The sequence below is a fragment of the Micromonospora sp. NPDC004540 genome (assembly GCF_040610095.1).
Classification (GTDB): domain Bacteria; phylum Actinomycetota; class Actinomycetes; order Mycobacteriales; family Micromonosporaceae; genus Micromonospora.
Genome location: NZ_JBEXLR010000099.1, coordinates 1 through 23,641, shown reverse-complemented (window position 1 = coordinate 23,641; position 23,641 = coordinate 1). Strand labels below are relative to the sequence as shown.

Sequence of the window (23,641 nt, the reverse complement as noted above, 5' to 3'; positions counted from 1 at the left end):
CCGGCGGGCCTGGTGGGAGGAGACGTTGACGATCGCGCCGCCGGCGCCGGCGGCCAGGAACCGGCGTACGGCGGTGGCGGCGCCGACCACGGCGGCCTCGGCCATGTCGGCCACCACGAGCGGGCCGGGCAGCGCCGCCGGGTCGAGCATGCTGCGCGGGCCGCAGCCCAGCTCCAGCACCGGCCGTCCCGCGGGCACACCGTCGACCATGAGCCGGGCCGCGACCGCCCGGCGGATCCGGTGGTACGGGTCGTCGACGTACCCGTTCACCAGTGCGCCGTCGTGGTAGCTGCGCCGGTTGGCGCGGCGGCCGTGCGCCTGCGCGCTGCGCGACGAGGTCCCGGTCGGCGGCTCGGCCATCGCACCCTCCACTGCGGTCGTCGCCCCCGTCGGCGGCGCCCGCCTCCCAGCCTCGCACCGCTGCCGGCCGGCGGCGCGGAAATCCACCCCGGGTACGCCGACGCGGCGGCCGGTGGCCGGCCGCCGCGTCGCAGGTAGTGGTGCGGTCAGATGGCGCGTGCCCAGTCCAGCCGGCTGCTGTCGTCGTACTCGTCGCCGGGCATCCACCAGGGCTCGCCGAAGCCGCTGGTCGAGACGATGATGTTGCCGCCGTCCGGGGCCTCGTTGGCCGGCGGGATCGACAGGGCGGCGCAGTAGCGCCCGTCGGGCGAGAACACCGGGGACTGGTAGTACCGGGTCTCGTCGGTGAGCCGCTTGAGGCCGGTGCCGTCGATCCGCACCGAGCCGAGCGCCTGCCCGCCGAGCACCTCGGTGTCCCGGGTCCACCGGTTGGTGCAGAACACCACCCGCTCCGAGTTGGGCATGAAGACCGGCCCGTGGAAGAGCTCGCCGGCCGCCTCGGGGGTGTAGATCGGCCGCACCTTGCCGGTGGCCAGCTCCAGTGTGCGCAGCTGCGGCCCCTCGGAGCGGCTGACCCAGCGCATGACGATCATCGAGCCGTCCCGGGACCAGTTCGGGTACGACATGGCGTGGCCCTGGACGAGCACCCGCTTCGCGGCCGTGGCCACGTCGACGGCGACCAGGGTGTCGTTTCCGATGACCAGGGCGATCTGCGTGCCGTCCGGGGACCACGTCGGGGCACCGTATTGGGTGCCGAACGGGTCGGCGAGCAGCTTCCGGATCTCGCCGGTGACCCGGTCGAACAGCTGCACGTACGGCTCGAGGCTGCCGTCGCCCGACCGCGCGTTGTTGACCCAGGCCACGTAGCGGCCGTCGGGCGACGTGGTGGCCTGGTCGCCGTCGTCGAGCAGCCGCTGCGGCGTGGTGCGGCCGGGGTTCACCTGGAGCACACCCCAGCCGACGCTGACCAGCCACGGCCCGTTGACCACCTCGGTGGTCTCCGCCGCGACGGCGGGCGCGGCGGCCGTCAACCCGCCGGCCAGCCCGGTCGCCGTGGCCGCGCCGGCCAGCGCGGCGGTACGCAGCAGGGCCCGTCGATTCATCTCAGTCATGCAAACCCCCGTGATAGACGTCGCTCCACCCTCCTGAACGGACGATCACGAGGCCATCGGACGAGCGGCCCGTCGACCGTCGGCCACTCGGTCAGCTCGTCCGGCGACGCCCCGGCGGCCGGTACCCTCGCCCCGGTGACCTCCGACGCGCTACGCCGCGCCCTCACCGATCCGGGCGATCCGCCGCTGCCACCCCTGCCCGGCGTGGCCGCCGAACTGCTCACCGCCCTGGACGCGCCGCCCCGGCTCGCCGCGCACCTGCGGCTGGTGCACGACGTCGCCCGGCAGCTCACCGCCGCGTTCGGCGAACGCTTCCCGCTCGTCCCGTTCGACCGGCAGGCGGTGCTGTTCGGGGCGGCGGTCCACGACCTCGGCAAGGTCCAGCACCCCGAGGAGCTGTCCGGGCCCGGCTCGGCGCACGAGGAGGCCGGCTACCACCTGCTGCTCCGCTTCGGCGTCCCCGAGGAGCGGGCCCGCTTCGCCGTCACCCACGCCGCCTGGCACGCACCAGGCGTGCAACTGGAGGACCTGCTGGTCAGCCTCGCCGACAAGGTGTGGAAGGGCAAACGCGTCACCGACCTGGAGGAGCTGGTGGTCGACCGGCTGGCCGACATCACCGGGCAGCCGCGCTGGCAGGCCTTCCTCGACCTGGACGACGTGCTCGCCGGGCTGGCCGCCGACGCCGACCGCCGGCTCGCCTTCCAGGCCGAGCACCCGGTGCACGGCTGATCCCCGGCCTCAACCGCCGGCGGGCTCGGGCGGGCCGGCGCCGGCCAGCAGCGCCTCCGCCGAGCCGGTCCGGGCGTACAGCAGGAACCGTCCGGCCCGGTGCGTGCCGACCAGGCCGGCGTCGCGCAGCGCCGTCAGGTGGTGGGAGACCGTGCCGGCGCTGAGGCCGCACCGCCGGGCCAGCTCGGTGGTGGCGGCCGGCACGGCGAGTTCGTGCAGCAGGGTGGCCCGGGTACGCCCCAGCACCCGGGCGAGCGCGGCGCTGGCCGGGGCGGCGCCGCGCTCCCAGAGAGTCCCGACCGCGCGGGCCGGATAGCGCAGGAGCGGTTGTGAGGTTCGCTCGGACAGGTTGGACCAGACCCGCGCGCCGCCGAAGACCGACGGGACCAGCAGCAGGCCCCGCCCGCCCAGGTCGACCGTGCCCGCGCGGGTCAGGTGGTCGACGTGCAACGTCCCGTCGTCCCAGGAGACGTACGGGTCGATCCGGCTGAGCAGGCCGCGCACGCCGTCGGTCGCCATCCGCCCGGCGCCGACGAGCACCTCGCGTTCCAGCAGGGTCCGCATCCGCGGCCAGTACGGGGCGATCGCCACCTCGACGTAGTCGGCGATCACCTGGGCGAGGCGGGCCAGCCCGGCCGGCGGGTCGGCGTACAGGGCGGCGAGCCGGGGTGGGCGCGGTCCGGGCAGCTCGTCCAGGCCGGCCCGGACCACCTCCGGCGGGGTGGCGGCGAGCGCGGCCAGTTCCCAGTCGATGGTGGGCAGGGCGGACGGCGGGGGCGGGCAGACGAAGCTCGGGATCACCACGGTCGGCATCGGCACGAGGTCGGCGAGGAGCCGCCAGTCCACGGTGGACAGCCGGGGCCGTACCTGGCGGTGCCAGAGCTGGTGGGCGGGGAACCCGTCGGGGCTCCGCAGCACCCGGACGCTGGCGACCGCCTCCCACAGCGGCGAGATCGCGAACCGGATCCCGGCCAGGTCCCGCACCCCCAGCGCGACGCTCAGCACCCGCACCTCCCGACGGATTCGACCTGGCTCAAACTTATCGACCGTGGCGGCGACCCCGACCAGGGTCCCTGTCATGACCACCACCGTCCCGGCGGCCACCCGCTGGCCCCGCCCGTTCCGCTATGTCTACGCGGCCAACCTGACCGACAGCCTGGGCTTCCAGGTGGGCTACCTGGCCGTGCCGGTGCTGGCGGTGTCGGTGCTCGCCGCCACCCCCGGCCAGGTCGGCCTGCTCGCGGCGCTCGGCACCGCCGCCTTCCTGCTGGTCGGGCTGCCCGCCGGGGTCTGGGTGGACCGGTCGCCCCGCCGCACTGTGATGGTCGCCGCCGACCTGGCCCGCGCCGCCCTGTACGCCTCGATCCCGCTGGCCTGGTGGGCGGACGCGCTGACCATCGGCCAGCTCTACGCGGTCGTGCTGCTCACCGGCGTCGGCACGGTCTTCGGTGACGTGGCCGCGCAGAGCTTCCTGCCGGAGCTGGTCGGCCGGGACCGCCTGGTGGCGGCGAACTCGCTGCTCATGACGACCAACGCCACCATCCAGATCGGCGGTCGGGGATTCGGCGGCCTGCTCGTGCAGTGGCTCGGCGCCCCGCTCGCCCTGGCCCTGAACGCGGTCACCCACCTGCTCTCCGCGCTCGCCCTCACCCGGGTACGCCCCACCGCCACCGTCGGGGCCGGACGGGACCGGCCGACGGGCGGCTTCCGCCGACAGCTCGCCGAGGGCGTCCGGCACGTGCTGGGCAACCCGCTGCTGCGCCCGCTGGCCGTGTCGCTGGCCGGCATCAATCTCACCGTGAACCTGATGACCACCATGCTGCCGGTCGTCTTCCTGCGCGAACTCGGGCTCGGCGCCGGCGCGCTCGGGCTCTTCCTCGGTGCCGGCGGGGTCGGGGCGCTGCTCGGTGCGGTGACCGCCCGTCCACTGGCCGCCCGGATCGGGCACGGCCGGGCGCTCTGGCTGCCCGGGCTGCTGGTGGCCCCCGCCGGCGCGCTGGTCGCCCTGGTCGACACCGGAGCGTGGCTGTGGCTGGCCGGCCTCGGCTGGCTGGCGCTGGCCTGGCGGACCGGGATCGGCAACGTGATCGGCGTCAGCCTGCGGCAACGGGTCACCCCGGACGCGCTGCTCGGCCGGATGAACGCCACCTTCCGGTTCCTGCTCACCGGCGCGATCGCGGTCGGCGCCGCGCTGGCCGGCCTGCTCGGCCAGTACGCCGGCCCGCGTACCTCGCTCTGGGTCGGCGCGATCGGCGCCGCGCTGACCTGGCTACCGCTGTACCGGTCCCCGGCGCGCACGTTGCCCGACCCGGGCCGGCTGTCCCCGGCCGCCGGGTGACGGCACCGCTGTTACGCGGCGGTTACCCGGCTGCGAAGCCGCTGTGGCACGGCGCGCCGATTGTCTGGGCAGGGACGCCGGACGGGTCCCCGCACACCGGCAGGGAGGCCACCATGAGACTGAGGAGAACACTGCTGGCGCTGGTCGTCGTGCTCGGCGGGCTGGTCGCCGGCACGGGCGGCGCGACCGCGGCGGCGCCGTACTGCGGGATCACCTGGGGCAGCACGGCCAAGTCGGCCGGCAACCTCAGCTCCAACCCGCTGATCGAGGTCCGCACCGGGCGGCACGGCTGCTGGGACCGGGTGGTCTTCGAGTTCGCCGGACCGGCCAACGGCTACTCCGTCGCCTACGGCGAGACGTACACCGAGGGGCAGGGGCTCGCGCTGAGCCCGTACACCGCCGGGGGCGCGCTGCTGTCGGTGTCGCTGCGGGCGCCCGGGTACGACGACGAGCACCTCGCCACCCTGCCCTACCGCGCCGGTGAGCACGCCGCGACCGTGCTGGGCTACCGCACGCTGCGGGACGTCGTCTTCGGCGGCAGCTTCGAGGGCTACACGACCTTCGCGGTCGGCGTGCGCGCCCGGCTGCCGTACCGGGTCTTCGTGCTCAGCGGCCCCGGCACGCACAGCCGCATCGTGATCGACGTGGCGCACCAGTGGCAGGCGTGACCTTTCCCCAGGTGAGAGGGGCCGACCGGCCCCTCTTCACCGTCCGTTGCGCCAACGCCCCCCGGCGTGGCGCCGGACTACCCTGAGTGGTCATGGAGGGCCGTGTGCTGGTCGTCGAGGACGACGCCTCCATCCGGGAGGTGACCGCCCTCGGCCTGCGCCGGGCCGGGTTCCGGGTGGACACCGCCGGCGACGGCCCGGCCGCCCTCGCCGCGTGGCGGGCCGGCCCGGTCGACCTCATCGTGCTCGACGTGATGCTCCCCCGCCTGGACGGATTCGAGGTGTGCCGGGAGATCCGGCGCACCAGTCAGGTGCCGATTCTCATGCTCACCGCCCGTACCGACACCATCGACGTGGTGGTCGGCCTGGAGTGTGGGGCCGACGACTACCTCCGCAAGCCGTTCGACCTGCCGGAACTGGTCGCCCGGGTGCGCGCCGTGCTCCGCCGGACCGTCGCCCCGGCGCCCGACACCACCGTGACCGCCGGGCCGCTGGAGATCGACCCGGCCCGCTTCGTGGCCCGCCGGGACGGCCGCGAGCTGACCCTCACCGCCACCGAGTTCCGGCTGCTGCTGGAGCTGGCCCGGCGCCCCGGCCAGGTGTTCACCCGCGAGCTGCTGCTCGACCGGGTCTGGGGGCACAGCTACCTCGGCGACTCCCGGCTGGTCGACGTCGCCGTGCAGCGCCTGCGCGCCAAGGTCGAGGACGACCCCGGGGCGCCGACCCTGATCCGGACGGTCCGCGGGGCCGGCTACAAGCTGTCGACGGGGTGAGCGCGCCATGGTGGCCGGCAGAGTCGTACCCGGGCGGCTGCGGCGCCGGCTCGTCGTCGCGTTCGTCCTCGTCGCCGGCATGTCCGCCGGCGCGCTGGCCACCGGGTCCTATCTCATGCTGCGGCAGGCCCGGTTCGACGGCTCGCTGCAACGCGCCGCCGCCGACGCCCGCTACCAGCTCGTGGTCGCCGCGCAGTTCGTGCCGCTGACCGACACCCGCCGCGCAGACCTGCTGGCCAGCTTCGAGGAGTCCGGCCGGCACGTGCTGCTGGTCGCCGGGGACACCCAGGCGTCCAACCCCCGCTACGCGCCCACCCCCGACCCGGACCTGCGGGCGACCGTCGCCGCCGGGCAGCTCGGCTTCCAGCGCACCCCCGGCCGCCCGCACCTGCTCGTCGTCGGCGGCCGGATCCCCGGCTCCACCGCCGAGCTGTACGTGGTGACCGTCGAGGACGACCTCGTCGACGCCCTCGACCAGCTCCGCACCGCCTCGGTGGTCGGCTGGGCGGCGGTGGTGCTGGTCGCCGCCGGGGTGGGCAACGCCCTCGCCCGCCGCACCCTGGAACCCGTCGGCCGGGCCAGCCGGGCCGCCCGGGCCGTCGCCGAGGGGCTGCTGCACACCCGGCTACCGGTGCGCGGCCGGGACGAGTTCAGCGCCTGGGCCACCTCCTTCAACGAGATGGCCGAGGCGCTGGAAACCCAGATCGAGGCGCTGTCCCAGGCGCAGGCCCGGGAGCGGCGGTTCACCGCCGACGTGGCGCACGAGCTGCGTACCCCGGTCACCGCCCTGGTGGCGGCGGCCTCGCTGCTCGCCGACCAGCTCGACGCCCTGCCCGCCGACGCCCGCCGGGCCGCCGAACTGCTCGTCGCCGACGTGGTCCGGCTGCGCCGGCTGGTCGAGGAGCTGATGGAGATCTCCCGCCTGGACGCCGGGCGGGAGGTGCTCGCCACCCGCCCGGTGGACGTCGGCGCGCTGCTGCGCCGGATCCTCGCCGGCCACGGCGGCGCCGCCCGGGCCACCGTGACCGGCGACGCGCCGCCCGTGGTGACCGACCCGCGCCGGCTCGAACGGATCCTGACCAACCTGGTGGCCAACGGGGTGGAGCACGGCGGCGGCGACCTGCGCGCCGAGATCCGGCACACCGGCGCCGAGGTGGTTGTCGAGGTCGCCGACCGCGGGCCCGGCATCCCGGCCGAGCACCTGGCGCACGTCTTCGACCGGTTCTACAAGGCCGACCCGGCCCGCACCGGCCCCGGCAGCGGGCTCGGCCTGGCCATCGCCCGGGAGAACGCCCGGCTGCTCGGCGGCCGGCTCGACGTGGCCAGCGAGGTCGGCCGGGGTACCCGCTTCACCCTCACCCTTCCCCTCGAACCCGGGGACACGCCATGCGACGCCTGATCCCGCCCCTCGCCGTCCTGCTGCTGCTCACCGCCGGCTGCGCCCCGCCGCGCACCGGCACCCTCGGCCCCGCCCCGGCCGGCCCGTCGCCGACCACCGCGGCCGGCCCGACCGGGACGCCCGCGCCGACTCCGCCCGCGCCGCGCACCCCGACCGCACCCGCTACGACCGGCGGGCCGGCCACCGCCGCGCCGACCGGGCCGGACGGGACTGTGACCGTGCAGCTCTGGTTCGCCCGCGGCGGGAAGCTGGTGCCCACCCGGCGGGTGCTGCCCGCCACCGTGGCCACCTCCCGGCTGGCCCTCACCGAACTGGCCGCCGGCCCGTCCGTGGCCGAGAGCGCCACCGGCCTGGCCACCCTGGTCCCGGCCGGCACGCAGGTGACCCGCATCGCCGGCGGGGTGGCGATCCTGGTCCCGCCGGCCGGCTTCGACGCCGGTGGGGCGGCCACCGCGCGGCTGCGCCGGGCCCAGGTGGTCTGGACGCTCACCCAGTTCCCCACCGTACGGCGGGTCGCCTTCGCCCCGGCCGACGCCGCGACCGGGCGGGACGACTACGCCGACCTGCTGCCCCCGATCGTGGTGACCGCCCCCGGGATCGGCGACCGGGTGACCAGCCCGGTGACCGTCGCCGGAACCGCCGACGTGTACGAGGCGACGGTGAGCGTCCGGGTGCTGGACGGTGCGGGCCAGGAGATCGGCACGTCGTTCACCACCGCCTCCTGCGGCTCCGGCTGTCGCGGCGGCTACCGGCTGGACGTCCGGTACCGGCGGGCGGCGGCGGGGCCGGGGACCATCGAAGTGTACGAGGTGTCGGCGCGCGACGGCTCCCGGATCAACATGGTCCGCATCCCGGTCCGGATGGCCGCCGCCCGGTGACGCGACCCCACAGCGGACGGCATGGTGGGTGCGTGCCCCCGGCTGGATTCGAACCAGCGACCTTCGGATCCGGAATCCGACGCGCTCTCCGCTGCGCCACGGGGGCATGAGCTGTCGCGCGGAACCGATTGACTTTCGATAGGTTACGAGCGATAGTCGATGCATGCTCACAGCCCAGCGAGCGGTCACCCCGCTCAGAGTCTTCCTCGTGCTGCTGTTCGGGATCCTGGTCCTGTTCCAGACCATGTCGCTGCCCGGGCAGTTCGCGCACATGGCCCGGGAGAACCCGGACATGGCGTACCTGAGATGGCCGGCGACGGCGGTGACCGTGTTCTGGGTGCTCTGCGTGCAGGTGGTGATCGTGTGCACCTGGCAGTTGCTCACCCTGGTCAAGAACGACCGCATCTTCAGCGAGGCGTCCCTGGCGTGGGTCGACGCGATCGTGTGGGCCATCGCCGCCGCGTGGGCGGTGCTCGTGGGGGTGTTCCTCTACGTCGGCTTCAACGCCGACGACCCGGGTCTGCCGCTCCTGCTCTTCCTGCTGGTCACGGGGGTCACCGCGCTGGGGCTCCTGATGGTGGTGATGCGCGCGCTGCTGCGGCAGGCCACCACGCTCCGGAGCGACATGGAAGCGGTGATCTGATGCCCATCGTCGTCCGCATCGACGTCGAGCTGGCCAAACGCAAGATGAGCGTCGGCGAGTTCGCCGAACGGGTCGGGCTCACCCCGGCCAACGTCGCGGTGCTGAAGAACGGTCGGGCCAAGGCCGTCCGTTTCAGCACCCTGGAAGCCATGTGCCGGGTGCTGGACTGCCAGCCCGGTGACCTGCTCGAATGGGTCGAGGAACAGGGAGAAGACCAATGAGGTACGTGCTCGCCGTCGTCGCCCTCCTCGCCGTCGCGGTCGGCGTCGCCGGCATCGTGTACGGGGAGGCCGACGACTCGCCCGGCCTCCAGCTCCTGGCCGGCCTGCTCGTCATCGGAGCGGTCGCGATCGGCGTGCGGATCGTCCGACGGAGCCGGTAGCTGTCGCTGCGAGCTGAGGATTCGAACCTCAATTCTCCGATCCAGAGTCGGATGTGCTGCCTGGTTGCACCAGCTCGCATGGGATCCGCGGACCGCGGACCGTGCCCCGACCAGGATTCGAACCTGGGCTCTCCGGTTTCGTAGACCGGCGCGCTCTCCGCTGCGCCACCGGGGCGGACGACCGGCGCCCCTCCCCCTCCGGGGGCGCCGGTCGGTTCAACCCTTCACGCAGACGACCTGCTTGAGGTGGGCGACCACCTCGACCAGGTCCTCCTGCTGGGCCATCACCTGGGTGATGTCCTTGTACGCGCCGGGGATCTCGTCGACCACCCCGGCGTCCTTGCGGCACTCGACGCCCGCCGTCTGTGCGACCAGGTCGGCGGTGCTGTACGTCCGCTTCGCCTGCCCCCGCGACATCCGCCGCCCGGCCCCGTGCGACGCCGAGCAGTACGCATCGAGGTTGCCCTTGCCGCGCACGATGTACGACCCGGTGCCCATCGACCCCGGGATGATGCCCAGGTCGCCCCGGCCGGCCCGGATCGCGCCCTTGCGGGTCACCAGCACCTCGACCCCGTCGTAGCTCTCCTCCGCCACGTAGTTGTGGTGGCAGGAGATCGGCTCGTCGTAGCCGACCTGCGGGAACTCGTGCCGGACCACCCCGCAGAGCAGGGCGAGCATGACGGCCCGGTTGCGGCGCGCGTACTCCTGCGCCCACCAGAGGTCCCGGCGGTAGGCGTCCATCTCCGGCGTGCCGGCAAGGAACACCGCGAGGTCCCGGTCGGGCAGGTCGACGTTGTGCGGCAGCCCGCGCGCCACCGCCATGTGCCGCTCGGCCAGTTCCTTGCCGATGTTGCGGGACCCGGAGTGCAACATCAGCCAGACCCGGCCCTCGTCCGGGCCGCCCTGCTCGAGGCACACCTCGACGAAGTGGTTCCCGCCGCCGAGGGTGCCCAGCTGGCGCTGGGCCCGGGTCTCCAACTGCGCCACCTTCCGGTCGAGGGTGCCGAAGCGCCGCCAGAACTCGCCCCAGCCACCCTGCTCCAGGCCGCGCACCCGGCGCGGGTCGACCGCGTCGGCCCGCATGGCGAAGCCGACCGGGATGGCCGCCTCGATCGCGCTCCGCAGCGGGCCGAGGTCGTCGGGCAGGTCGGTCGCGGTGAGCGAGGTGCGCACCGCGGACATGCCGCAGCCGATGTCGACGCCGACGGCGGCGGGCGAGACGGCCTGCCGCATGGCGATGACCGAGCCGACCGTGGCGCCCTTGCCGAAGTGCACGTCCGGCATGACGGCGACGCCCTGCACCCAGGGCAGCGCGCCGATGTTGCGCAGCTGCCGGGCCGCCTGCGCCTCGATCGTGTACGGGTCGGTCCAGACCCGGACCGGCGCCCGGGTACCGGCCAGCGGGGTGAAACCCATCGTCGTCTCCTCGGTTCAGGGGTGTGTCCGAGCGGCTGGCCGGATTCGAACCGGCGATCTTCACCATGGCGAGGTGACGCGCTGCCTGACTGCGCTACAACCGCATGCTGGTCCCTGGGGACCAGGCGTAAGCCGTACGGGACTCGAACCCGTAGCCTCCCGGGTGAGAACCGGGTGAGCTGCCAATTGCTCCAACGGCCCGCGGGACGGCGGGTGCCGTCCGCGTGGTGTCCGGGACCGCGGAATCGAACCGCGTGTCTCTCGCGCCCAAGGCGAGCGGGTCAGCCAGCTCCCTCGTCCCGGTTGCCCGGCCGGCGCTGGGCGCGCCGGCCGGGATCGTGCTCATGCCGTCCACTGTGGAGTTGAGAAGATGCGACGTCGCCGGCCGGAGGTCGGGACGGGGTGAGGCAGGGGCGGCAGGATTCGAACCTGCAACCGTCGGGTTTGGAATCCGGTGCTCTTCCGTTGAGCTACGCCCCTCGGACCCGGTGACGAGAAAAGCCGCCCGGTCCCAGGTCTCGGGGCGGGCGGCTGCGCGTGTGTCTCGCGCCGGCGCTAGTCGCGCCACCACCCCGGTTGCCACTGCTGCCGTCGGCAGCGACCCTGGCCCGCTTCGCGCGGCAGGGCACCACCGCGCGGCGCGGGCCGCTCGGCTCGGGTGCGGTTCTGCTGCGACACGGTGTGCTCCTGGGTGGTGGCTCGGGTTGACCTTGGCCCGTTCACGGTACGGGCGGACCCGGGAGCCCCGCAACGGTATTTCGTGAGGACGTTTCGGCCGGCGCCGAACGGTGCCGCCAATAGCCTCTGGCCAGGCGAATGGAAGGGGCACGGCATGGACTGGCGGCGTCGGGTGGCGGAGCGGTTCCGGGAGGTCAACGGGGAGCATCCGATGACGGTGGCGGACGACGCGTACGTCAGCGCGCAGTTCGTGACGCTCGACGCGCTGTGCGCGGCGTCCGGGCGGGACCCGGACGGCGTACGCCGGTTGATGCTGGACCGGCGGCTGCCGCTGCCGGGCTACCTGCGCTCGGACGGCGCGGAGATGGTCCCGGGCGACCTGTTCGCGCTGGCCGAGCGGGCGGGCGGGGTGGATGCGCTGCCGGGGTGGTTCGTCGCGCACTGGGCGGACCGGGCGCGCGGTGGGGCGGAGTGGGACGCCTACCTCAGCGGCCAGTACGTCTGCCTGCGCTCGGTATCGCCGGAGTCGATCCGGCGCAAGGACGAGTTGACCGCCGCGATCGGCGCGGCGCCGGCCGAGCCGGACGCCGGGTCGGTGGCCTGGCTCGACCGGCTGCACGCGCTGGTCGACGAGTTGGATGCGCTGGAGCCGGCGTTCACCGGCTACGACCGGCTCCGGTTCGGCGGCCCGACCTCCCGGGACACCTGCGTGGACGCGGTGCGCGCCCGGTATCCGCGGCGGGTCAGCGCGCCGGCCGGCCGGTGACCCGGCGGGTGACGGCGAGCAGGTACTCCTTGCGGTGCAACGGGTCGTGGTCCCAGCGCGGCCGGCTCGGGGCCGGTCCGCGTACCGGCCGGTGGTGGTCGAACTCGGCCTCCAGGGTGCCCTCACCGCGGGTGAGCCCGGGCAGCCGCTGCTCCAACGCGTGCACCCGCCCGGCCGGCACCTCCCCCTCGACCAGGTAGGACGTGCCGCGCAGGGTGCTGGTGCGGGGTGCCGCGCCGAGCCCGGCGAGCACGGGCAGCACCGCCCCCACCAGGTCGGCGGGAAGGTCGAGCCGGAACCGGTGCACCGGCTCGTGGACCCGCGTGCCGGCACGGGTGAGCGCGGTCATGAGCACCAGCGGGGTGAGGTTCCGGAAGTCCCCGGCGGTGCTGGACATGCTCTTGTCGAACACGCCGTGGGAATGGCTCTGCCGCGCCCAGTAGCCGCCGTGCGTGAGGGTGACCACGCAGTCGACCACCGCCCAGCCGTGCAGGCCCTGCCCCAGGGTCTCCCGGACGGTCTCCTCGATGGCCTTGAGGAAGGCCAGCGGCATCGAGCCGAGTTCGATGCCGAGCCGGAACTCGACGCCGCTGCCGAGCGGCCCGGGCTCGACGCGCAGGCCGACGGTGCCGAGGAACGGGTTGGGGTCCCGGCCGATCCACTCGACGGCGGCGCCGACGCCGACCACCCGCTCCACGCAGACGGTGGTGGTCTCCCGGAAGGTGACCGGGACGCCGTAGTCGTCGGCCAGGGTGGCCTCGATGACCTCCTTCTGCACCTCGCCGTAGAGCGACACGGCGATCTCCTGGCGCCGGTCGTCCTGGCGCAGGTTGATCAGCGGGTCCTGCTCGGCGAGCTGGGTCAGGGCGGCGTGCAGGGCCGGGCGGTCGGCGGGGCGTACCGGTTCGACGACGGTCTCCAGCGTGGGCGGGGCGAACTGGCGCCGGGCGGCCGGGCGCTCGGGCGGGACGCCGAGCACGTCGCCGACGCGGACGCCGGCCAGGCCGTGCAGCCGGACGATCCGGCCGGGACCGGCCGCGTCGCCGGGCGTCGCGTCGCCGCCGTCGAAGACGCCGAGGGCGGTGACCCGGTCCTCCTGGCCGCCGCCATGGCGGATCCGGTCGCGGACCCGCACCGTGCCGGCGAAGATCCGGGCGTACGCGATCTTCTCCCCGGCCGGGCCGCGCTCGACCTTGAAGACGGTGCCGGAGAGCGGCGCGTCGGCGTCGCCCGCGGTGGCGGGGAGCAGCGCGGTGACCGCGTCGATCAGGTCGGCCACCCCGGCCCCGGTGATGGCGGAGCCGGCGAGCACCGGGTGCACCCGGGCGCGACCGGTCTGCGCGGTGAGCGCCGTCCGCAGCCGGTCCGGGGTGACCGTCCGCTCGTCGGCCACGTACGCGGCCAGCAGCGCGTCGTCGTGCGCGGAGAGCAGGTCGACCAGGCGGGCGTGGTGGCCGGGGTCGCCCGCCGGGTGCGGGAGCCAGCGGGCGGCCGGGGTGCCGGCGGCGTCGACGCGGCCGAGGGCGACGACGTCCGGGGTGAGCCGGCCGGCGAGCTGGCGCAGCACCCGGTCCGGGTCGGCGCCGGCCCGGTCCACCTTGTTGACGAAGAACAGGGTGGGAATGCCGAGGCGGTGCAGGGTGCGGGCCAGCACGCGGGTCTGGGCCTGGACGCCCTCGACGGCGGAGACCACGAGCACCGCGCCGTCGAGCACGCCGAGCACCCGTTCCACCTCGGCGATGAAGTCGGGGTGGCCGGGGGTGTCGATGAGGTTGACGGTGGTCCCGGCGACGGCGAAGGAGACCACGGCGGAGCGGATGGTGATGCCCCGCTGCCGCTCCAGCGCCAGGGTGTCGGTGCGGGTGTTGCCGGCGTCGACGCTGCCGGGCTCGTCGATGACCCCGGCGCTGTGCAGCAGCCGTTCGGTCAGGCTGGTCTTACCGGCGTCGACATGGGCGAGGATGCCGAGATTGAGGGTTTTCACGCAGCGTCATGTCCTTGAGGTCGGCGGTCGTTCGCTTCTGCGGGGACATGCACGCGGCTCGCATCTCGGGCTCCTCCTTCCATGGACGTCGTGGTCGATTCCAGCAACCGGCGCGGGCGCCGGCAACCGATTTACCGCAGGGACGCTACTGGGTCTGCGCCACCGGGTGGCGCTTCATCTCCTCCATGAAGGGATAGCGCGCGGTCAGCTCGGCGAGCGTGCACCCGGCCCGCCAGGCGGCGGCCACCTCGGCGACCTGGAGCAGGTCGGTGGCGTCGCCGCGGGCCTGGACGTCGCCGTCGACCCGCAGGTCGATCATGAAGTAGCGGGCCTGGGCGCCGAGACTCACGCAGACGACCCCCCGGTCGGAGGTCGCCTCGGCGCAGGTGAACCGGCTGCGCCCCTGCTCGGGCGCGGTCACCCGGCCGATGTCGAGCTGGTGCCGGGCCGCGGTCTGCACGAGGGCGGGAGCCAGGCCGCCCGGCTCGACCAGGTCCGGGTAGAGGCGCACACCCAGTGCCGTCGACACGTCGCTCATGACTGACTCCCACTTCCTCGTGACAGAGACCAGCAGCACGCAGGTTACGGGTGTGTTTCCAGCGCGCATGGTCATCCTGTCCCCCCTGGACGCCCACGGCAATAGGAACGGTCGATTCGGCCACCATCGGGCCCGCATCCGTTCCGGGTACGCTGCCGACCCATGGCCCGGATCCGGTGTGACTTCTTCTCCTCGGCGCTCGGCATGGGCACCTCGATGACGGTGCTGCTGCCCGATCCCACCCCGGCCGGGATCGGCGTGGCCGGCGGGGCCGCCGCCGGCGACCCGCCGGTGCTCTACCTGCTGCACGGCCTGACCGACGACGACACGATCTGGACCCGGCGCACCGCGATCGAGCGGTACGTCGCCCCGCTGGGCCTCGCCGTGGTGATGCCGCAGGTGCAGCGGAGCTTCTACTGCGACGAGGCGCACGGCAACCGGTACTGGACCTTCCTCAGCGAGGAACTGCCCGAGGTGTGCCGGTCGTTCTTCCGCCTCTCCGACCGGCGCGCGGACACCTTCGTGGCCGGCCTGTCCATGGGCGGTTACGGGGCGGTGAAGTGGGCGCTGCGCCGGCCGGACCGCTTCGCCGCGGCGGCCAGCCTCTCCGGCGCCCTGGACGTGACCCGGCGGCGGCGCCACCCGACGCACCCCATGGACCCCGACGTCTGGGACACCGTCTGGGGCGACCGGGACGTGGCGGGCCCGGACGACGACACGGTGGCGCTGCTGGAGCGGGCCGGCGACGACCTGCCCGGGCTCTACGTCGCCTGCGGCACCGAGGACTTCCTCTACGCGGACAACACCCGCTTCGTCGACACGGCCCACCGGCGCGGGGTGGCGGTCACCGTGGACTTCTCCCCCGGCGACCACGACTGGGCGTACTGGGACGCGAAGATCCAGGACGTGCTGGCCTGGCTGCCGCTGCGCCGCGACGGCTGACCCGGGGGCGCCGCGCCTCCCGGGCCGGCGACGGCTCAGACGCCGACGGTGCCGTCGACGGCCTCGCGCAGGAAGTCGGCGTGGCCGTTGTGCCGGGCGTACTCGTGCATCATGTGCAGCATCACCAGGCGCAGCGAGACGTCCTCGCCCCACCGGGCCTGGTGGCCGGTCACGTCGAGCGACTCGGCCTCCCGCTCGATGCGGCGGGCGTGCTCGACCTCCCGCTGCCACGCCTCGAACGCCTCCGACCGGCTCGACGCGCTCGCGTCGTACGCCTCCTGGAAGTCCCCGGTCGCCGACCAGATCAGCGGGATGTCCTCGGCGTTGATGACCCGGCGGAACCAGGTGCGCTCGACCTCGGCCATGTGCCGGACCAGGCCGAGCAGGGACAGCGTCGACGGCGGCGACGACTGCCGGCGCAGCTCCTCGTCGGTCAGCCCCTCGCACTTCAGGGCCAGGGTGGCGCGGTGGAAGTCGAGAAACGCCCGCAGCGTCTCCCGCTCCCCGGCCAGCAGCGGCGGGCCGATCCGTTCGGTCTCCACGAGGAGTCCCTCCTGGCAGGCCGGACGGCCTGCTCGTGGTTGCTTGGCAGTGCTCCCGGGGGAGCCTAGTCTCAGCGGACCGATCCGCCTCCGAAGGGATCATGATGAACCCCCACATCCGACGTACCGCGCTGGTCGCCTCGGCGGTCACCGCGGCGCTGGTGGCCGGCGGCACGACCGTGCAGGCCGCCGGCGACCCCTACGACCACACCGCCACCGCCACCGCGTTCGCGCCGAACCCGGTCCAGCAGCTGGGCGACCAGTCGCTGACCGACGCCAAGGACGCCGACCAGCCGGCGCTGGCCGGGGCGTACCGGTCGGTGCTGCTGACCAACCTGGACGGCTCCGGCACCCTCACCGGGAAGTACGTGGTGGTCAAGAGCAAGACCGGCACCCCGGCCCGCGCTGTCGACGGCGCATACCCGGCCTGGCACCGCGATGCCGACCAGTTCGAGCAGGTGATGGGCTACCACTGGGTGAACACCGCCCAGGCGTACCTCCAGTCGCTCGGCTTCGGCAGCACGCTGCGGCCGGTCAACCAGCGGCAGATCGAGCTGCGCATCGACCAGTTCGGCGGTGACAACTCGTTCTTCCGCGAGGACAAGGCCAACATCACCCTCGGCAAGGGCGGCGTGGACGACGGCGAGGACGCCGAGGTGATCGTCCACGAGTACGGCCACTCGGTGCAGGACGGCCAGGTGCCCGGTTTCGGCACCACGCTGGAGTCCGGCGCGATCGGCGAGGCGTTCGGCGACTACCTGGCGGTCGCGGTGACCAGCTGGGCCACCGGCGTGCCGACGAGGACGCCGGAGGCCTGTGTGGCCGACTGGGACTCGGTCTCCTACACCCGCACCGCCCCGCACTGCCTGCGCCGCCTCGACGGCGCCAAGGTCTACCCCGCCGACCTGGTGGGCGAGGTGCACGCCGACGGCGAGATCTGGTCCCGCGCGCTGTGGGACATCCGCACGGCGCTCGGCGACCGCCGGGCCAGCACGCTGATCGTGGAGGCGCAGTTCGCCTTCACCACGGACGTCACGTTCCGGGACGCGGCACTGGCCACCGTGGCCGCCGCGCAGCGCCTCTACGGCACCCAGGCCGCGGCCGCGACCCGGGCCGCCTTCGTCGCCCGCGGCATCCTCTGACCGTCGCGGTGGGCGCCGCTCCCCGCCGGGGCGGCGCTCACCGCAGCGACGACCGGGCCACCGGGAAGTCGAAGTACGTGTCCGGGTACGGCTCGTCGACGTACCGGTAGTGCCACCACTCGCGCGGGTAGTTCTGGAAGCCCTGCGCGGTCATCAGCCGCTTCAGCAGCTCCCGGTTGTCCCGGGCCGCGCCGGTGATCCGGGCGTCGGCGGTGTGCGCGCGGGGGTCGAAGCAGTCGAACCCGGTGCCCATGTCGACGGAGCTGTCCGGGAAGCGCCGGCCGGCGGGCGCGGTGCAGGCCACCAGCGGCTGGCCCGGCACGTACGCCGGCTGGTCGGGGGTGGGCACCGGGACCAGGGTCAGGTCCAGGGTGCTCCCTCGGCTGTGCGCGGTCGGGGCGCCGATGTAGCCGTCGGCGAAGAGCCGGCTCTTCGGTTCGTCCGGGTAGAACTCGCCCTTCATCTGCTGCTCGCCGGGGAGCTTCGCCCAGGCGACGAACTCGTCCACCGCCCGCTGCGGGCGGTAGCAGTCGTAGACCTTCAGGCTGCGGCCCTGCGCCAGGGCGGCGGCCTGCACCCGGTGCAGCGCCTCGGCGGCGCGGCGGGTGAGCAGGCAGAGCGGCTCGGGGTAGCCGGTGACCGGCCGGCCGACGAAGTTGTGCGCGGTGGCGTACCGGATGTCGGTGCGGACGCTCGGGTCGACGGCGGCCAGGTCGACGACGTCGGCCGGGGCGCGGGGGCCGCTGGGGCTGGCCGACGGGGCGGGTGACGAGGTCGGTGGCGGCGTGGGCGGGGCCGGCCGCTGGCACCCGGCGGCGAGCGCCGTGGCCAGCCCGGCCAGGGCCGCCGCCATCCGTGTCCCGGTCCCCACCCTGCCGTGTCTACCAGCCTCTCCGGGCCGCCGGGCCGCGCTGTCGGCAAATCCCGCCCGTACGGCAAGATGGCCGGTGGGGCGGGGTCCGCCGTCCCGGGGTTCGCGGCCGGCACTTCCGGCCGGTGAGGGAGATATGGTGAACGCCGACGGCGAGCCCAGGGTGACCATCTCCGCGATCGCGCGGGAGGCCGGGGTTTCGGTGCCCACCGTGTCCCGGGTGCTCAACGGGCGCTCGGACGTCGCCCCGGGCACCCGGGAACGGGTCGAGGAGCTGCTGCGCCACCACGGTTACCGGCGCCGGGGCAGCCGCACGGTGCGCCGGGCGGACCTGGTCGACCTGGTCTTCAACGACCTGGACAGCCCGTGGGCCGTGGAGATCATCCGGGGTGTGGAGGACGTCGGCCACGCGGCCGGGGTCGGTACCGTGGTCTCCGCCATCCACAGCGAGTCGACCTCGACCCGCCAGTGGTTGCAGAACCTGCGGGCCCGCGCCTCCGACGGCGTCATCGTGGTGACCTCGCACCTGACCCCGCCGGTGCACGCCCAGCTGCGCCGGCTCAACGTGCCGGTGGTGGTGGTCGACCCGGCCACCGGGGTGCCGGGCACGGACGTGCCGGCGATCGGGGCGACCAACTGGTCCGGCGGCCTGTCCGCGACCGAGCACCTGCTGGGGCTGGGCCACCGCCGGATCGGTTTCGTGGCCGGCCCGACGCACCTGCTGTGCAGCCGGGCCCGCCTCGACGGCTATCGGGCCGCGCTGGAGGCGGCCGGCGTGCCGCTGGACGACCGGCTCGTGCAGCCCGGCGACTTCTACCACGCCTCCGGCTTCACCGCCGGCAGCACCCTGCTCGACCTCGACGACCCACCGACCGCGATCTTCGCGGCAAGCGACCAGATGGCCTTCGGCGTCTACGAGGCGGTCCGCCGGCGCGGGCTGCGGGTCGCCGACGACGTCAGCGTGGTCGGCTTCGACGACCTGCCCGAGGCCCGGTGGGCCTCCCCGCCGCTGACCACCGTCCGCCAGCCGCTGGTCGAGATGGGCCGGCTCGCCGCCCGCACCGTGCTGCGCATCGCCCAGGGCGAGGAGCCCGAGTCACCCCGGGTCGAACTGGCCACCGAACTGGTGGTCCGGGACAGCACCGCGCCCCCCGCCGGCCGGTAGGCCGGAGCCCGTTCAGGCGCCCTCCGGACGTTCCGGGCCGCCCAGCGCCGCCCCGGGCGGCAGCGCGGCGACGGCGGCGGCGTGCCGGCGACGCCGGGCCAGCAGCACCGCTCCCCCGACCACCAGCACCACCCCGACCGCGATCGAGGGGCCGGCGCCCGGCCAGGCGCCGGTGCCCGCGGAGCCGGCGCCCCTCAGCCCCGCGCCTCCGGCGAGGGCCGAGGCCGCCCCGGTCGGCGACGCGGCGGCCCGGTCCAGTTCGCCGGGGCGGACCAGCCGGCCGACCGCCGCGTCCCGCGGCAGGCCGAAGCCCCAGTCGAGCAGCGCGGCGCCCTGCTGCCAGCCGCGCTGGGTGGGGATCTCCGCGCCGAGCAGGGTCACCACCAGCCGCCGGCCGCCACGCTCGGCCGCGCCGACGTACGTGTGCCGGGCCAGGTCCGTGAAGCCGGTCTTGCCGCCGAGCGCGCCCGGGTAGTGGTCGAGCAGCATGTTGTCGTTCTGAATCTGGAAGGCCTTCTTGCGCAGCGCCGGCTGGGCGGGGACCTGCGCGGTCCGGGTGGCGGCGTACCGCCGGAACGCCGCGTCGGCGAAGCAGGCCCGGGCGATCAGCGCCAGGTCGTAGGCGCTGGTGAACTGGCCGGGACCGTCCAAGCCGGACGGCGTGACGGCGTGCGTCTGCAGGGCACCGAGCCGCCGGGCCTCCTCGTTCATGGCGCGAATGCCGCCGGCCATCCCGTCCGGGCCGCCGCCCAGCCGGGCCAGCGCGTTGGCCGCCTCGTTGCCGGATTTCAGCAGCAGCCCCAGCCAGATCGTCTCGATCCGGTACCGGCCGCCCGTGGCCAGCCCGACCGCCGAGCTGCCCGGCTCGATGGCCAGGTCCTCGGCGGTCACGGTGACCTCGCGGTCCGGGTTCAGCCGCGGCAGCATGGTGGCGGCCAGCAGCAGCTTCTGCACGCTGGCCGGTACGCCGTACTCGTGCGGGCCGCAGCCGCCGAGCACGGCGCCGGTGTCCAGGTCGGCGACCACCCAGGAGGTCGCGGTCACCGCCGGCGGCGCGGGCGCGGCGGGCGGCAGGACCAGGCCGGCGGTGGCCTGGCCCCCGCCGCCGACGGCCCGCGCGGCGGGGTCGGCCGCGGGTGGCGGCTGCGGGGGCCGGATCGTCGGGGCGGGCACGTTCGGGCAGGGCGGCGCCCCGGCGGGCCGGGCGGTCGTCCCGCCCGTCCGGGTGCCCGCGGCGGCGGGCGTGGGCAGCATCGGCACCGGCGCGAGCAGGGCGGCGGCCAGCGCCACGGACGGTCCCCAGGTCCTCATGAACCGGGACGCTAGCCACGCCGACCCGATCGGGTCGCCTGCTCGGCCATTCGCGTCCGACACCCCACCCGACCCGCTAGGCTCCCCACCCCTCCCCGAGGTTCGACGGCGGCCCGGCACCCGTCATACGCCCAGGTCGCCGATTTGGCGGGGCTCGAGCCCGGAGGATCGCCCCACCTCGCCGATCTGGTGACCGGTAGGTGCCGGCCGAGCCGCGCGGCCGGCACCACCGTGGGTTGTCACGTCGGAGGCTACGAACTTGATGACGTGGACGGATCAGTCGGGCGCCGTCCCGGTGGCTCAGTCGGGCGGCGTTCCCGCGGCCGCGAGCGTCGGAACGTGATGTGATCCATCCACGTCATCAAGTTCGTAGCCGCCGAGGAGGAGGCCAGCCTCGACGGTCGCGAGGGTCGGCACCGGCGGGCCTCCGGCCGCGCCGCTAGGTGTCGGCGTTCCGCGCGTGGGGTAGCCCGGAGGAAGGACGTCGAAGGAGGACACCATGACCGACCCCCGGTTCGCCCCCATCGGTCTTACCGCCGCTGCCGATCTCGTGGCGGACGCCGAGGAACGCGACGGCGCGCAGACCGACGCCGACGAGGCCACCCGCGACTCCGACGGCACCCCGGTCGGCGCGGCCGACGCCGAGGCCGACCGTGCCCGGGCCGCCGGCGAGGACGTCGAGCCCCGCCCCTGACCGCCCTCGCGGAGCCGGCCGTCAGACCGCGCCGCGGCGCACGAGCAGGCGCAGCGCCACGTAGCCGGGCAGCACCGGCAGCCAGAAGGTGGCCAGCCGGTAGACGAGCACCCCGGCCACCGCGGTCCCGGTCGGGACGCCGTAGAGCAGGAGGCCGGAGACCAGGGCGGCCTCGGTGGCGCCGAGCCCGCCGGGGGTCGGCGCGGCGGTGGCCACCCCCTCCCCGACCACGCCTACCAGCACCACCGGCGCGAGCAGCGCCGGCGCGGCGGGCAGCCCGACGGCGAGCAGGGCCAGCCAGAGCGCGGCGGCGTAGGCCAGGGTCAGCGCCACGCTCACGGTCAGCAGCGGCACGACGCGGCCGCCCCGGACCAGCGCGCGCAGGGCGTCCGCGACCTGGCGCCGGGCCGCCCGGAGCCGCGCCCGCCACCGGGGTACGGCGAGTGCCACGCCGACGGCCAGCAGCACGGCGAGCACGGTGAGCAGCACGGCCAGCCCACGCCCGGCGGCGGCGTCGGCCAGGTGCCGGCGCGGCCCCCGGGTGAACGACAGCAGGACGGGCAGCAGCAGGGCGACGCCGAGCACCCCGGCGACCCGGGTCACGGCGACCGCGGTGGCCGCCGCCGGCACGGTCAGTCCCTGCCGGTGCAGGTAGCGCAGGCTCAGCGCGGCGCCGCCGAGCGCGCCGGGCGCGAGCCGGTTGACGAAGGCGGCGGCCACCTGGACCGTGACCGTGCGGCCGAGCGGCACCGGGGTGGGGACGGCGAGCCGCAGCGCGAGCGCGCTGAGCAGGTAGGTGGCGGTCGCGGCGAGCAGGGCGCCGGTCACCGCGACCGGGTCGGCGTGCCGCAGGGCGTGCAGCGCGGCGCGTACCTGGCCGAGCTGCGGCAGCAGGAAGTGCACCAGCAGGCCGAGCATGACGAGCAGGAACACGTTCCGCGGGGTGATCCGCAGGGCCCGGGCCAGGCGGCCGGAGTGCGGGTGGCTCCGGCGCATCGCCGGGGTCAGCGGCCGGTTTCCGGGCGCGCGTGCGCCGCCGCGGGCGCGCCGGGCGCGGTTCGGTCGGCTGGCCGGCTGTCCCGCATGACCCGACGATAGGGCGACCGGCCGCCGCGCCGGGCGGCATCGCCACCGATCCGCCCGACCGGTGCGCGCTCCGGTCGCCGGTCAGGCGCGGCGGCGACCGGCCCGGCGGGACCGGCCCCGGCGGGCGACCAGCGCCGCCACCAGGCCGCCGACGACGAGGGCGAGCAGGCCGACGGTGGGCACGATGAGCCGCCAGTCGCCGTCGGCCATCCGGCGCAGCGCGGTACCGGCCGGCCCGCGCCACTGCGGCGGCGGCGTCGGGCGGGCCGCCGCCGGGGAGCCGCTGGGGGCGGCCCGCTCGGCGTCCAGCTCACCGGGCTGCACCAGCCGGCCGACCGAGGCGTCCCGGGGCAGCGAGAAGCCCCAGTCGAGCAGCTGGGCGCCCTGCTGCCAGCCGCGTACCGGGCGGGCCTCGGCGCCGAGCAGGGTGACCACGAGGCGCCGGCCGCCGCGCTGGGCCGCGCCGACGTAGCTGTGCCGGGCCAGCTCCGTGAAGCCGGTCTTGCCGCCGAGGGCGCCCGGGTAGCGGTAGATCAGCTGGTTCTCGTTCTGGATCTGGAATCCGCCGGCCTTGAGCGCGGGCTGGGCCGGGATCCGGGCCCGCTCGGTGAGCGCGTAGCGGCGGAACCGCTCGTCGGCGAAGCAGGCCCGGGCGATCAGCGCGAGGTCGTACGCGCTGGTGAACTGCCCGGGCCCGTCCAGGCCGGACGGGGTCACGGCGTGCGTCTGGCGGGCGCCCAGCCGCTGCGCCTCGGCGTTCATCGCGGCGACGCCGGCGCGGGCGCTGCCGGCGCCGAGTCGGGCCAGCATGTTCGCCGCGTCGTTGCCGGACTGGAGCAGCAGCCCCAGCCAGAGCGTCTCCACCAGGTAGCGCCCGCCGACGAGCAGGCCGACGGCCGAGCTGCCCCGCTCGATGTCCAGGTCGGACCGGGTCGCGGTGGCCACCTGCTTCGGGTCGATGCGGTTCAGCATCGTGGCGGCCAGCAGCAGCTTCTGGGTGCTCGCCGGGGTGGCGTACTCGTGCGGGCCACACGCGCCGAGCACGGCGCCGGTGTCCAGGTCGGCGACCAGCCAGGTGGTGGCGGTGACCGCCGGGGGCGCCGGGCTGCCGGGCGGCGCCACGAGGCCCGCGGTGGCCAGCGCGTCCCCGCCGACGGCCCGCTGTTCGGGCACCGACGGCGGCGGGGTGGGGCGCGGCGGCCGGGTCACCTTCGGCGCCGGCAG

Annotated in this window: 24 protein-coding genes, 7 tRNA genes and 1 pseudogene; 14 read left to right on the top strand and 18 right to left on the bottom strand. The window is 75.1% G+C overall.

Annotated elements, in window-relative coordinates; genetic code table 11:
• Both ABZV78_RS26010 and ABZV78_RS26005 read right to left on the bottom strand, forming a co-directional pair.
• A pseudogene (locus ABZV78_RS26010) lies at positions 1-360 on the bottom strand (hypothetical protein); the annotation flags it as partial.
• 146 nt (positions 361-506) lie between these two features.
• Positions 507-1,472 carry a hypothetical protein gene (locus ABZV78_RS26005; protein ID WP_355642598.1) on the bottom strand — a complete coding sequence of 322 codons (966 nt, stop codon included), beginning with the start codon at positions 1,470-1,472 and terminating at the stop codon, positions 507-509.
• A 135-nt stretch (positions 1,473-1,607) separates the two neighbouring features.
• On the opposite strand from ABZV78_RS26005, the gene ABZV78_RS26000 reads away from it, so the two are divergent.
• Entirely contained in the window at positions 1,608-2,201 is a 594-nt protein-coding gene (locus ABZV78_RS26000; protein WP_355642597.1) for an HD domain-containing protein, read from the top strand.
• Positions 2,202-2,210: 9 nt separating this feature from the next.
• On the opposite strand, the gene ABZV78_RS25995 is transcribed toward ABZV78_RS26000, so the two are convergent.
• Positions 2,211-3,206: a DUF5937 family protein gene (locus tag ABZV78_RS25995; RefSeq protein WP_355642595.1), complete on the bottom strand. Its 996-nt coding sequence runs from the start codon at positions 3,204-3,206 to the stop codon at positions 2,211-2,213.
• A gap of 73 nt (positions 3,207-3,279) precedes the next feature.
• Between ABZV78_RS25995 and ABZV78_RS25990 the strand changes: the two genes are divergently transcribed.
• The 5 genes from ABZV78_RS25990 (at position 3,280) to ABZV78_RS25970 (ending at position 8,257) form a co-directional block, all read left to right on the top strand.
• On the top strand, positions 3,280-4,539 hold the full coding sequence (locus ABZV78_RS25990; RefSeq protein ID WP_355642593.1) for an MFS transporter: 1,260 nt from the start codon (positions 3,280-3,282) through the stop codon (positions 4,537-4,539).
• Between the two features lie 113 nt (positions 4,540-4,652).
• Positions 4,653-5,207, top strand: coding sequence for a hypothetical protein (locus ABZV78_RS25985; RefSeq protein WP_355642591.1), 555 nt, complete (start codon positions 4,653-4,655; stop codon positions 5,205-5,207).
• A gap of 92 nt (positions 5,208-5,299) precedes the next feature.
• Positions 5,300-5,980 carry a response regulator transcription factor gene (locus tag ABZV78_RS25980; protein ID WP_355642589.1) on the top strand — a complete coding sequence of 227 codons (681 nt, stop codon included), beginning with the start codon at positions 5,300-5,302 and terminating at the stop codon, positions 5,978-5,980.
• A gap of 7 nt (positions 5,981-5,987) precedes the next feature.
• Positions 5,988-7,379, top strand: coding sequence for a HAMP domain-containing sensor histidine kinase (locus tag ABZV78_RS25975; RefSeq protein WP_355642587.1), 1,392 nt, complete (start codon positions 5,988-5,990; stop codon positions 7,377-7,379).
• Positions 7,367-8,257, top strand: coding sequence for a Gmad2 immunoglobulin-like domain-containing protein (locus ABZV78_RS25970; protein WP_355642585.1), 891 nt, complete (start codon positions 7,367-7,369; stop codon positions 8,255-8,257). The genes ABZV78_RS25975 and ABZV78_RS25970 overlap by 13 nt, the downstream gene beginning before the upstream one ends.
• 33 nt (positions 8,258-8,290) lie before the next feature.
• On the opposite strand, the gene ABZV78_RS25965 is transcribed toward ABZV78_RS25970, so the two are convergent.
• Positions 8,291-8,363 (bottom strand) — tRNA-Arg (locus ABZV78_RS25965).
• A 57-nt stretch (positions 8,364-8,420) separates the two neighbouring features.
• Between ABZV78_RS25965 and ABZV78_RS25960 the strand changes: the two genes are divergently transcribed.
• Genes ABZV78_RS25960 through ABZV78_RS25950 form a run of 3 tightly spaced genes read left to right on the top strand, consistent with a single transcriptional unit; the run spans position 8,421 to position 9,282 of the window.
• The gene (locus ABZV78_RS25960) at positions 8,421-8,900 is read left to right on the top strand and encodes a DUF2975 domain-containing protein (RefSeq protein ID WP_355642583.1); all 480 of its coding nucleotides are present in this window, start codon (positions 8,421-8,423) and stop codon (positions 8,898-8,900) included.
• Complete coding sequence (locus tag ABZV78_RS25955; protein WP_355642581.1) at positions 8,900-9,121, top strand: helix-turn-helix transcriptional regulator; 222 nt, start codon at positions 8,900-8,902, stop codon at positions 9,119-9,121. The genes ABZV78_RS25960 and ABZV78_RS25955 overlap by 1 nt, the downstream gene beginning before the upstream one ends.
• Entirely contained in the window at positions 9,118-9,282 is a 165-nt protein-coding gene (locus tag ABZV78_RS25950) for a hypothetical protein (RefSeq protein ID WP_355642579.1), read from the top strand. Before ABZV78_RS25955 ends, ABZV78_RS25950 begins: the two co-directional genes overlap by 4 nt.
• A gap of 6 nt (positions 9,283-9,288) precedes the next feature.
• Here the strand turns inward: ABZV78_RS25950 and ABZV78_RS25945 are convergent.
• The 7 genes from ABZV78_RS25945 to ABZV78_RS25915 form a co-directional block, all read right to left on the bottom strand.
• Positions 9,289-9,361, bottom strand: a tRNA-Gln gene (locus tag ABZV78_RS25945).
• Between the two features lie 23 nt (positions 9,362-9,384).
• Positions 9,385-9,457, bottom strand: a tRNA-Arg gene (locus tag ABZV78_RS25940).
• 41 nt (positions 9,458-9,498) lie between these two features.
• Positions 9,499-10,698, bottom strand: coding sequence for an RtcB family protein (locus ABZV78_RS25935; RefSeq protein WP_355642577.1), 1,200 nt, complete (start codon positions 10,696-10,698; stop codon positions 9,499-9,501).
• A gap of 30 nt (positions 10,699-10,728) precedes the next feature.
• Positions 10,729-10,802: transfer RNA gene (locus ABZV78_RS25930), tRNA-Gly, on the bottom strand.
• Positions 10,803-10,826: 24 nt separating this feature from the next.
• Positions 10,827-10,899, bottom strand: a tRNA-Glu gene (locus ABZV78_RS25925).
• Between the two features lie 29 nt (positions 10,900-10,928).
• A tRNA-Pro gene (locus ABZV78_RS25920) sits at positions 10,929-11,001 on the bottom strand.
• A gap of 105 nt (positions 11,002-11,106) precedes the next feature.
• Positions 11,107-11,178, bottom strand: a tRNA-Trp gene (locus tag ABZV78_RS25915).
• 352 nt (positions 11,179-11,530) lie between these two features.
• Here ABZV78_RS25915 and ABZV78_RS25910 point away from each other — a divergent pair.
• A complete protein-coding gene (locus tag ABZV78_RS25910; protein WP_355642575.1) occupies positions 11,531-12,142 on the top strand; it encodes a DUF6058 family natural product biosynthesis protein in 612 nt (203 codons plus the stop codon).
• Here ABZV78_RS25910 and ABZV78_RS25905 read toward each other — a convergent pair.
• Together ABZV78_RS25905 and ABZV78_RS25900 are read right to left on the bottom strand one after the other, a co-directional pair.
• A complete protein-coding gene (locus ABZV78_RS25905) occupies positions 12,120-14,126 on the bottom strand; it encodes a translation factor GTPase family protein (protein WP_355642573.1) in 2,007 nt (668 codons plus the stop codon). The genes ABZV78_RS25910 and ABZV78_RS25905 overlap by 23 nt on opposite strands.
• Before the next feature lie 145 nt (positions 14,127-14,271).
• Positions 14,272-14,664 carry a hypothetical protein gene (locus tag ABZV78_RS25900; RefSeq protein WP_355642571.1) on the bottom strand — a complete coding sequence of 131 codons (393 nt, stop codon included), beginning with the start codon at positions 14,662-14,664 and terminating at the stop codon, positions 14,272-14,274.
• A gap of 162 nt (positions 14,665-14,826) precedes the next feature.
• Between ABZV78_RS25900 and ABZV78_RS25895 the strand changes: the two genes are divergently transcribed.
• A complete protein-coding gene (locus ABZV78_RS25895; RefSeq protein WP_355642569.1) occupies positions 14,827-15,606 on the top strand; it encodes an alpha/beta hydrolase family protein in 780 nt (259 codons plus the stop codon).
• Positions 15,607-15,641: 35 nt separating this feature from the next.
• On the opposite strand, the gene ABZV78_RS25890 is transcribed toward ABZV78_RS25895, so the two are convergent.
• A complete protein-coding gene (locus tag ABZV78_RS25890) occupies positions 15,642-16,148 on the bottom strand; it encodes a DinB family protein (protein WP_355642567.1) in 507 nt (168 codons plus the stop codon).
• Positions 16,149-16,249: 101 nt separating this feature from the next.
• On the opposite strand from ABZV78_RS25890, the gene ABZV78_RS25885 reads away from it, so the two are divergent.
• Positions 16,250-17,290: a M36 family metallopeptidase gene (locus ABZV78_RS25885; protein WP_355642565.1), complete on the top strand. Its 1,041-nt coding sequence runs from the start codon at positions 16,250-16,252 to the stop codon at positions 17,288-17,290.
• A 37-nt stretch (positions 17,291-17,327) separates the two neighbouring features.
• Here the strand turns inward: ABZV78_RS25885 and ABZV78_RS25880 are convergent, their stop codons facing one another.
• Positions 17,328-18,143: a M15 family metallopeptidase gene (locus ABZV78_RS25880; RefSeq protein WP_355642600.1), complete on the bottom strand. Its 816-nt coding sequence runs from the start codon at positions 18,141-18,143 to the stop codon at positions 17,328-17,330.
• A 157-nt stretch (positions 18,144-18,300) separates the two neighbouring features.
• Between ABZV78_RS25880 and ABZV78_RS25875 the strand changes: the two genes are divergently transcribed.
• Positions 18,301-19,326 (top strand): LacI family DNA-binding transcriptional regulator, encoded by a 1,026-nt coding sequence (locus ABZV78_RS25875; protein ID WP_355642563.1) that lies wholly within the window; start codon positions 18,301-18,303, stop codon positions 19,324-19,326.
• Positions 19,327-19,338: 12 nt separating this feature from the next.
• Here ABZV78_RS25875 and ABZV78_RS25870 read toward each other — a convergent pair whose 3' ends face one another.
• Positions 19,339-20,637: a D-alanyl-D-alanine carboxypeptidase gene (locus tag ABZV78_RS25870; protein ID WP_355642561.1), complete on the bottom strand. Its 1,299-nt coding sequence runs from the start codon at positions 20,635-20,637 to the stop codon at positions 19,339-19,341.
• A 499-nt stretch (positions 20,638-21,136) separates the two neighbouring features.
• Between ABZV78_RS25870 and ABZV78_RS25865 the strand changes: the two genes are divergently transcribed.
• Positions 21,137-21,331 (top strand): hypothetical protein, encoded by a 195-nt coding sequence (locus ABZV78_RS25865; protein ID WP_355642559.1) that lies wholly within the window; start codon positions 21,137-21,139, stop codon positions 21,329-21,331.
• Between the two features lie 21 nt (positions 21,332-21,352).
• Here ABZV78_RS25865 and ABZV78_RS25860 read toward each other — a convergent pair whose 3' ends face one another.
• Together ABZV78_RS25860 and ABZV78_RS25855 are read right to left on the bottom strand one after the other, a co-directional pair.
• A complete protein-coding gene (locus tag ABZV78_RS25860) occupies positions 21,353-22,327 on the bottom strand; it encodes a flippase-like domain-containing protein (RefSeq protein ID WP_355642557.1) in 975 nt (324 codons plus the stop codon).
• Positions 22,328-22,498: 171 nt separating this feature from the next.
• On the bottom strand, positions 22,499-23,641 hold a 1,143-nt coding region (locus ABZV78_RS25855), incomplete at its 5' end, for a serine hydrolase (protein WP_355642556.1).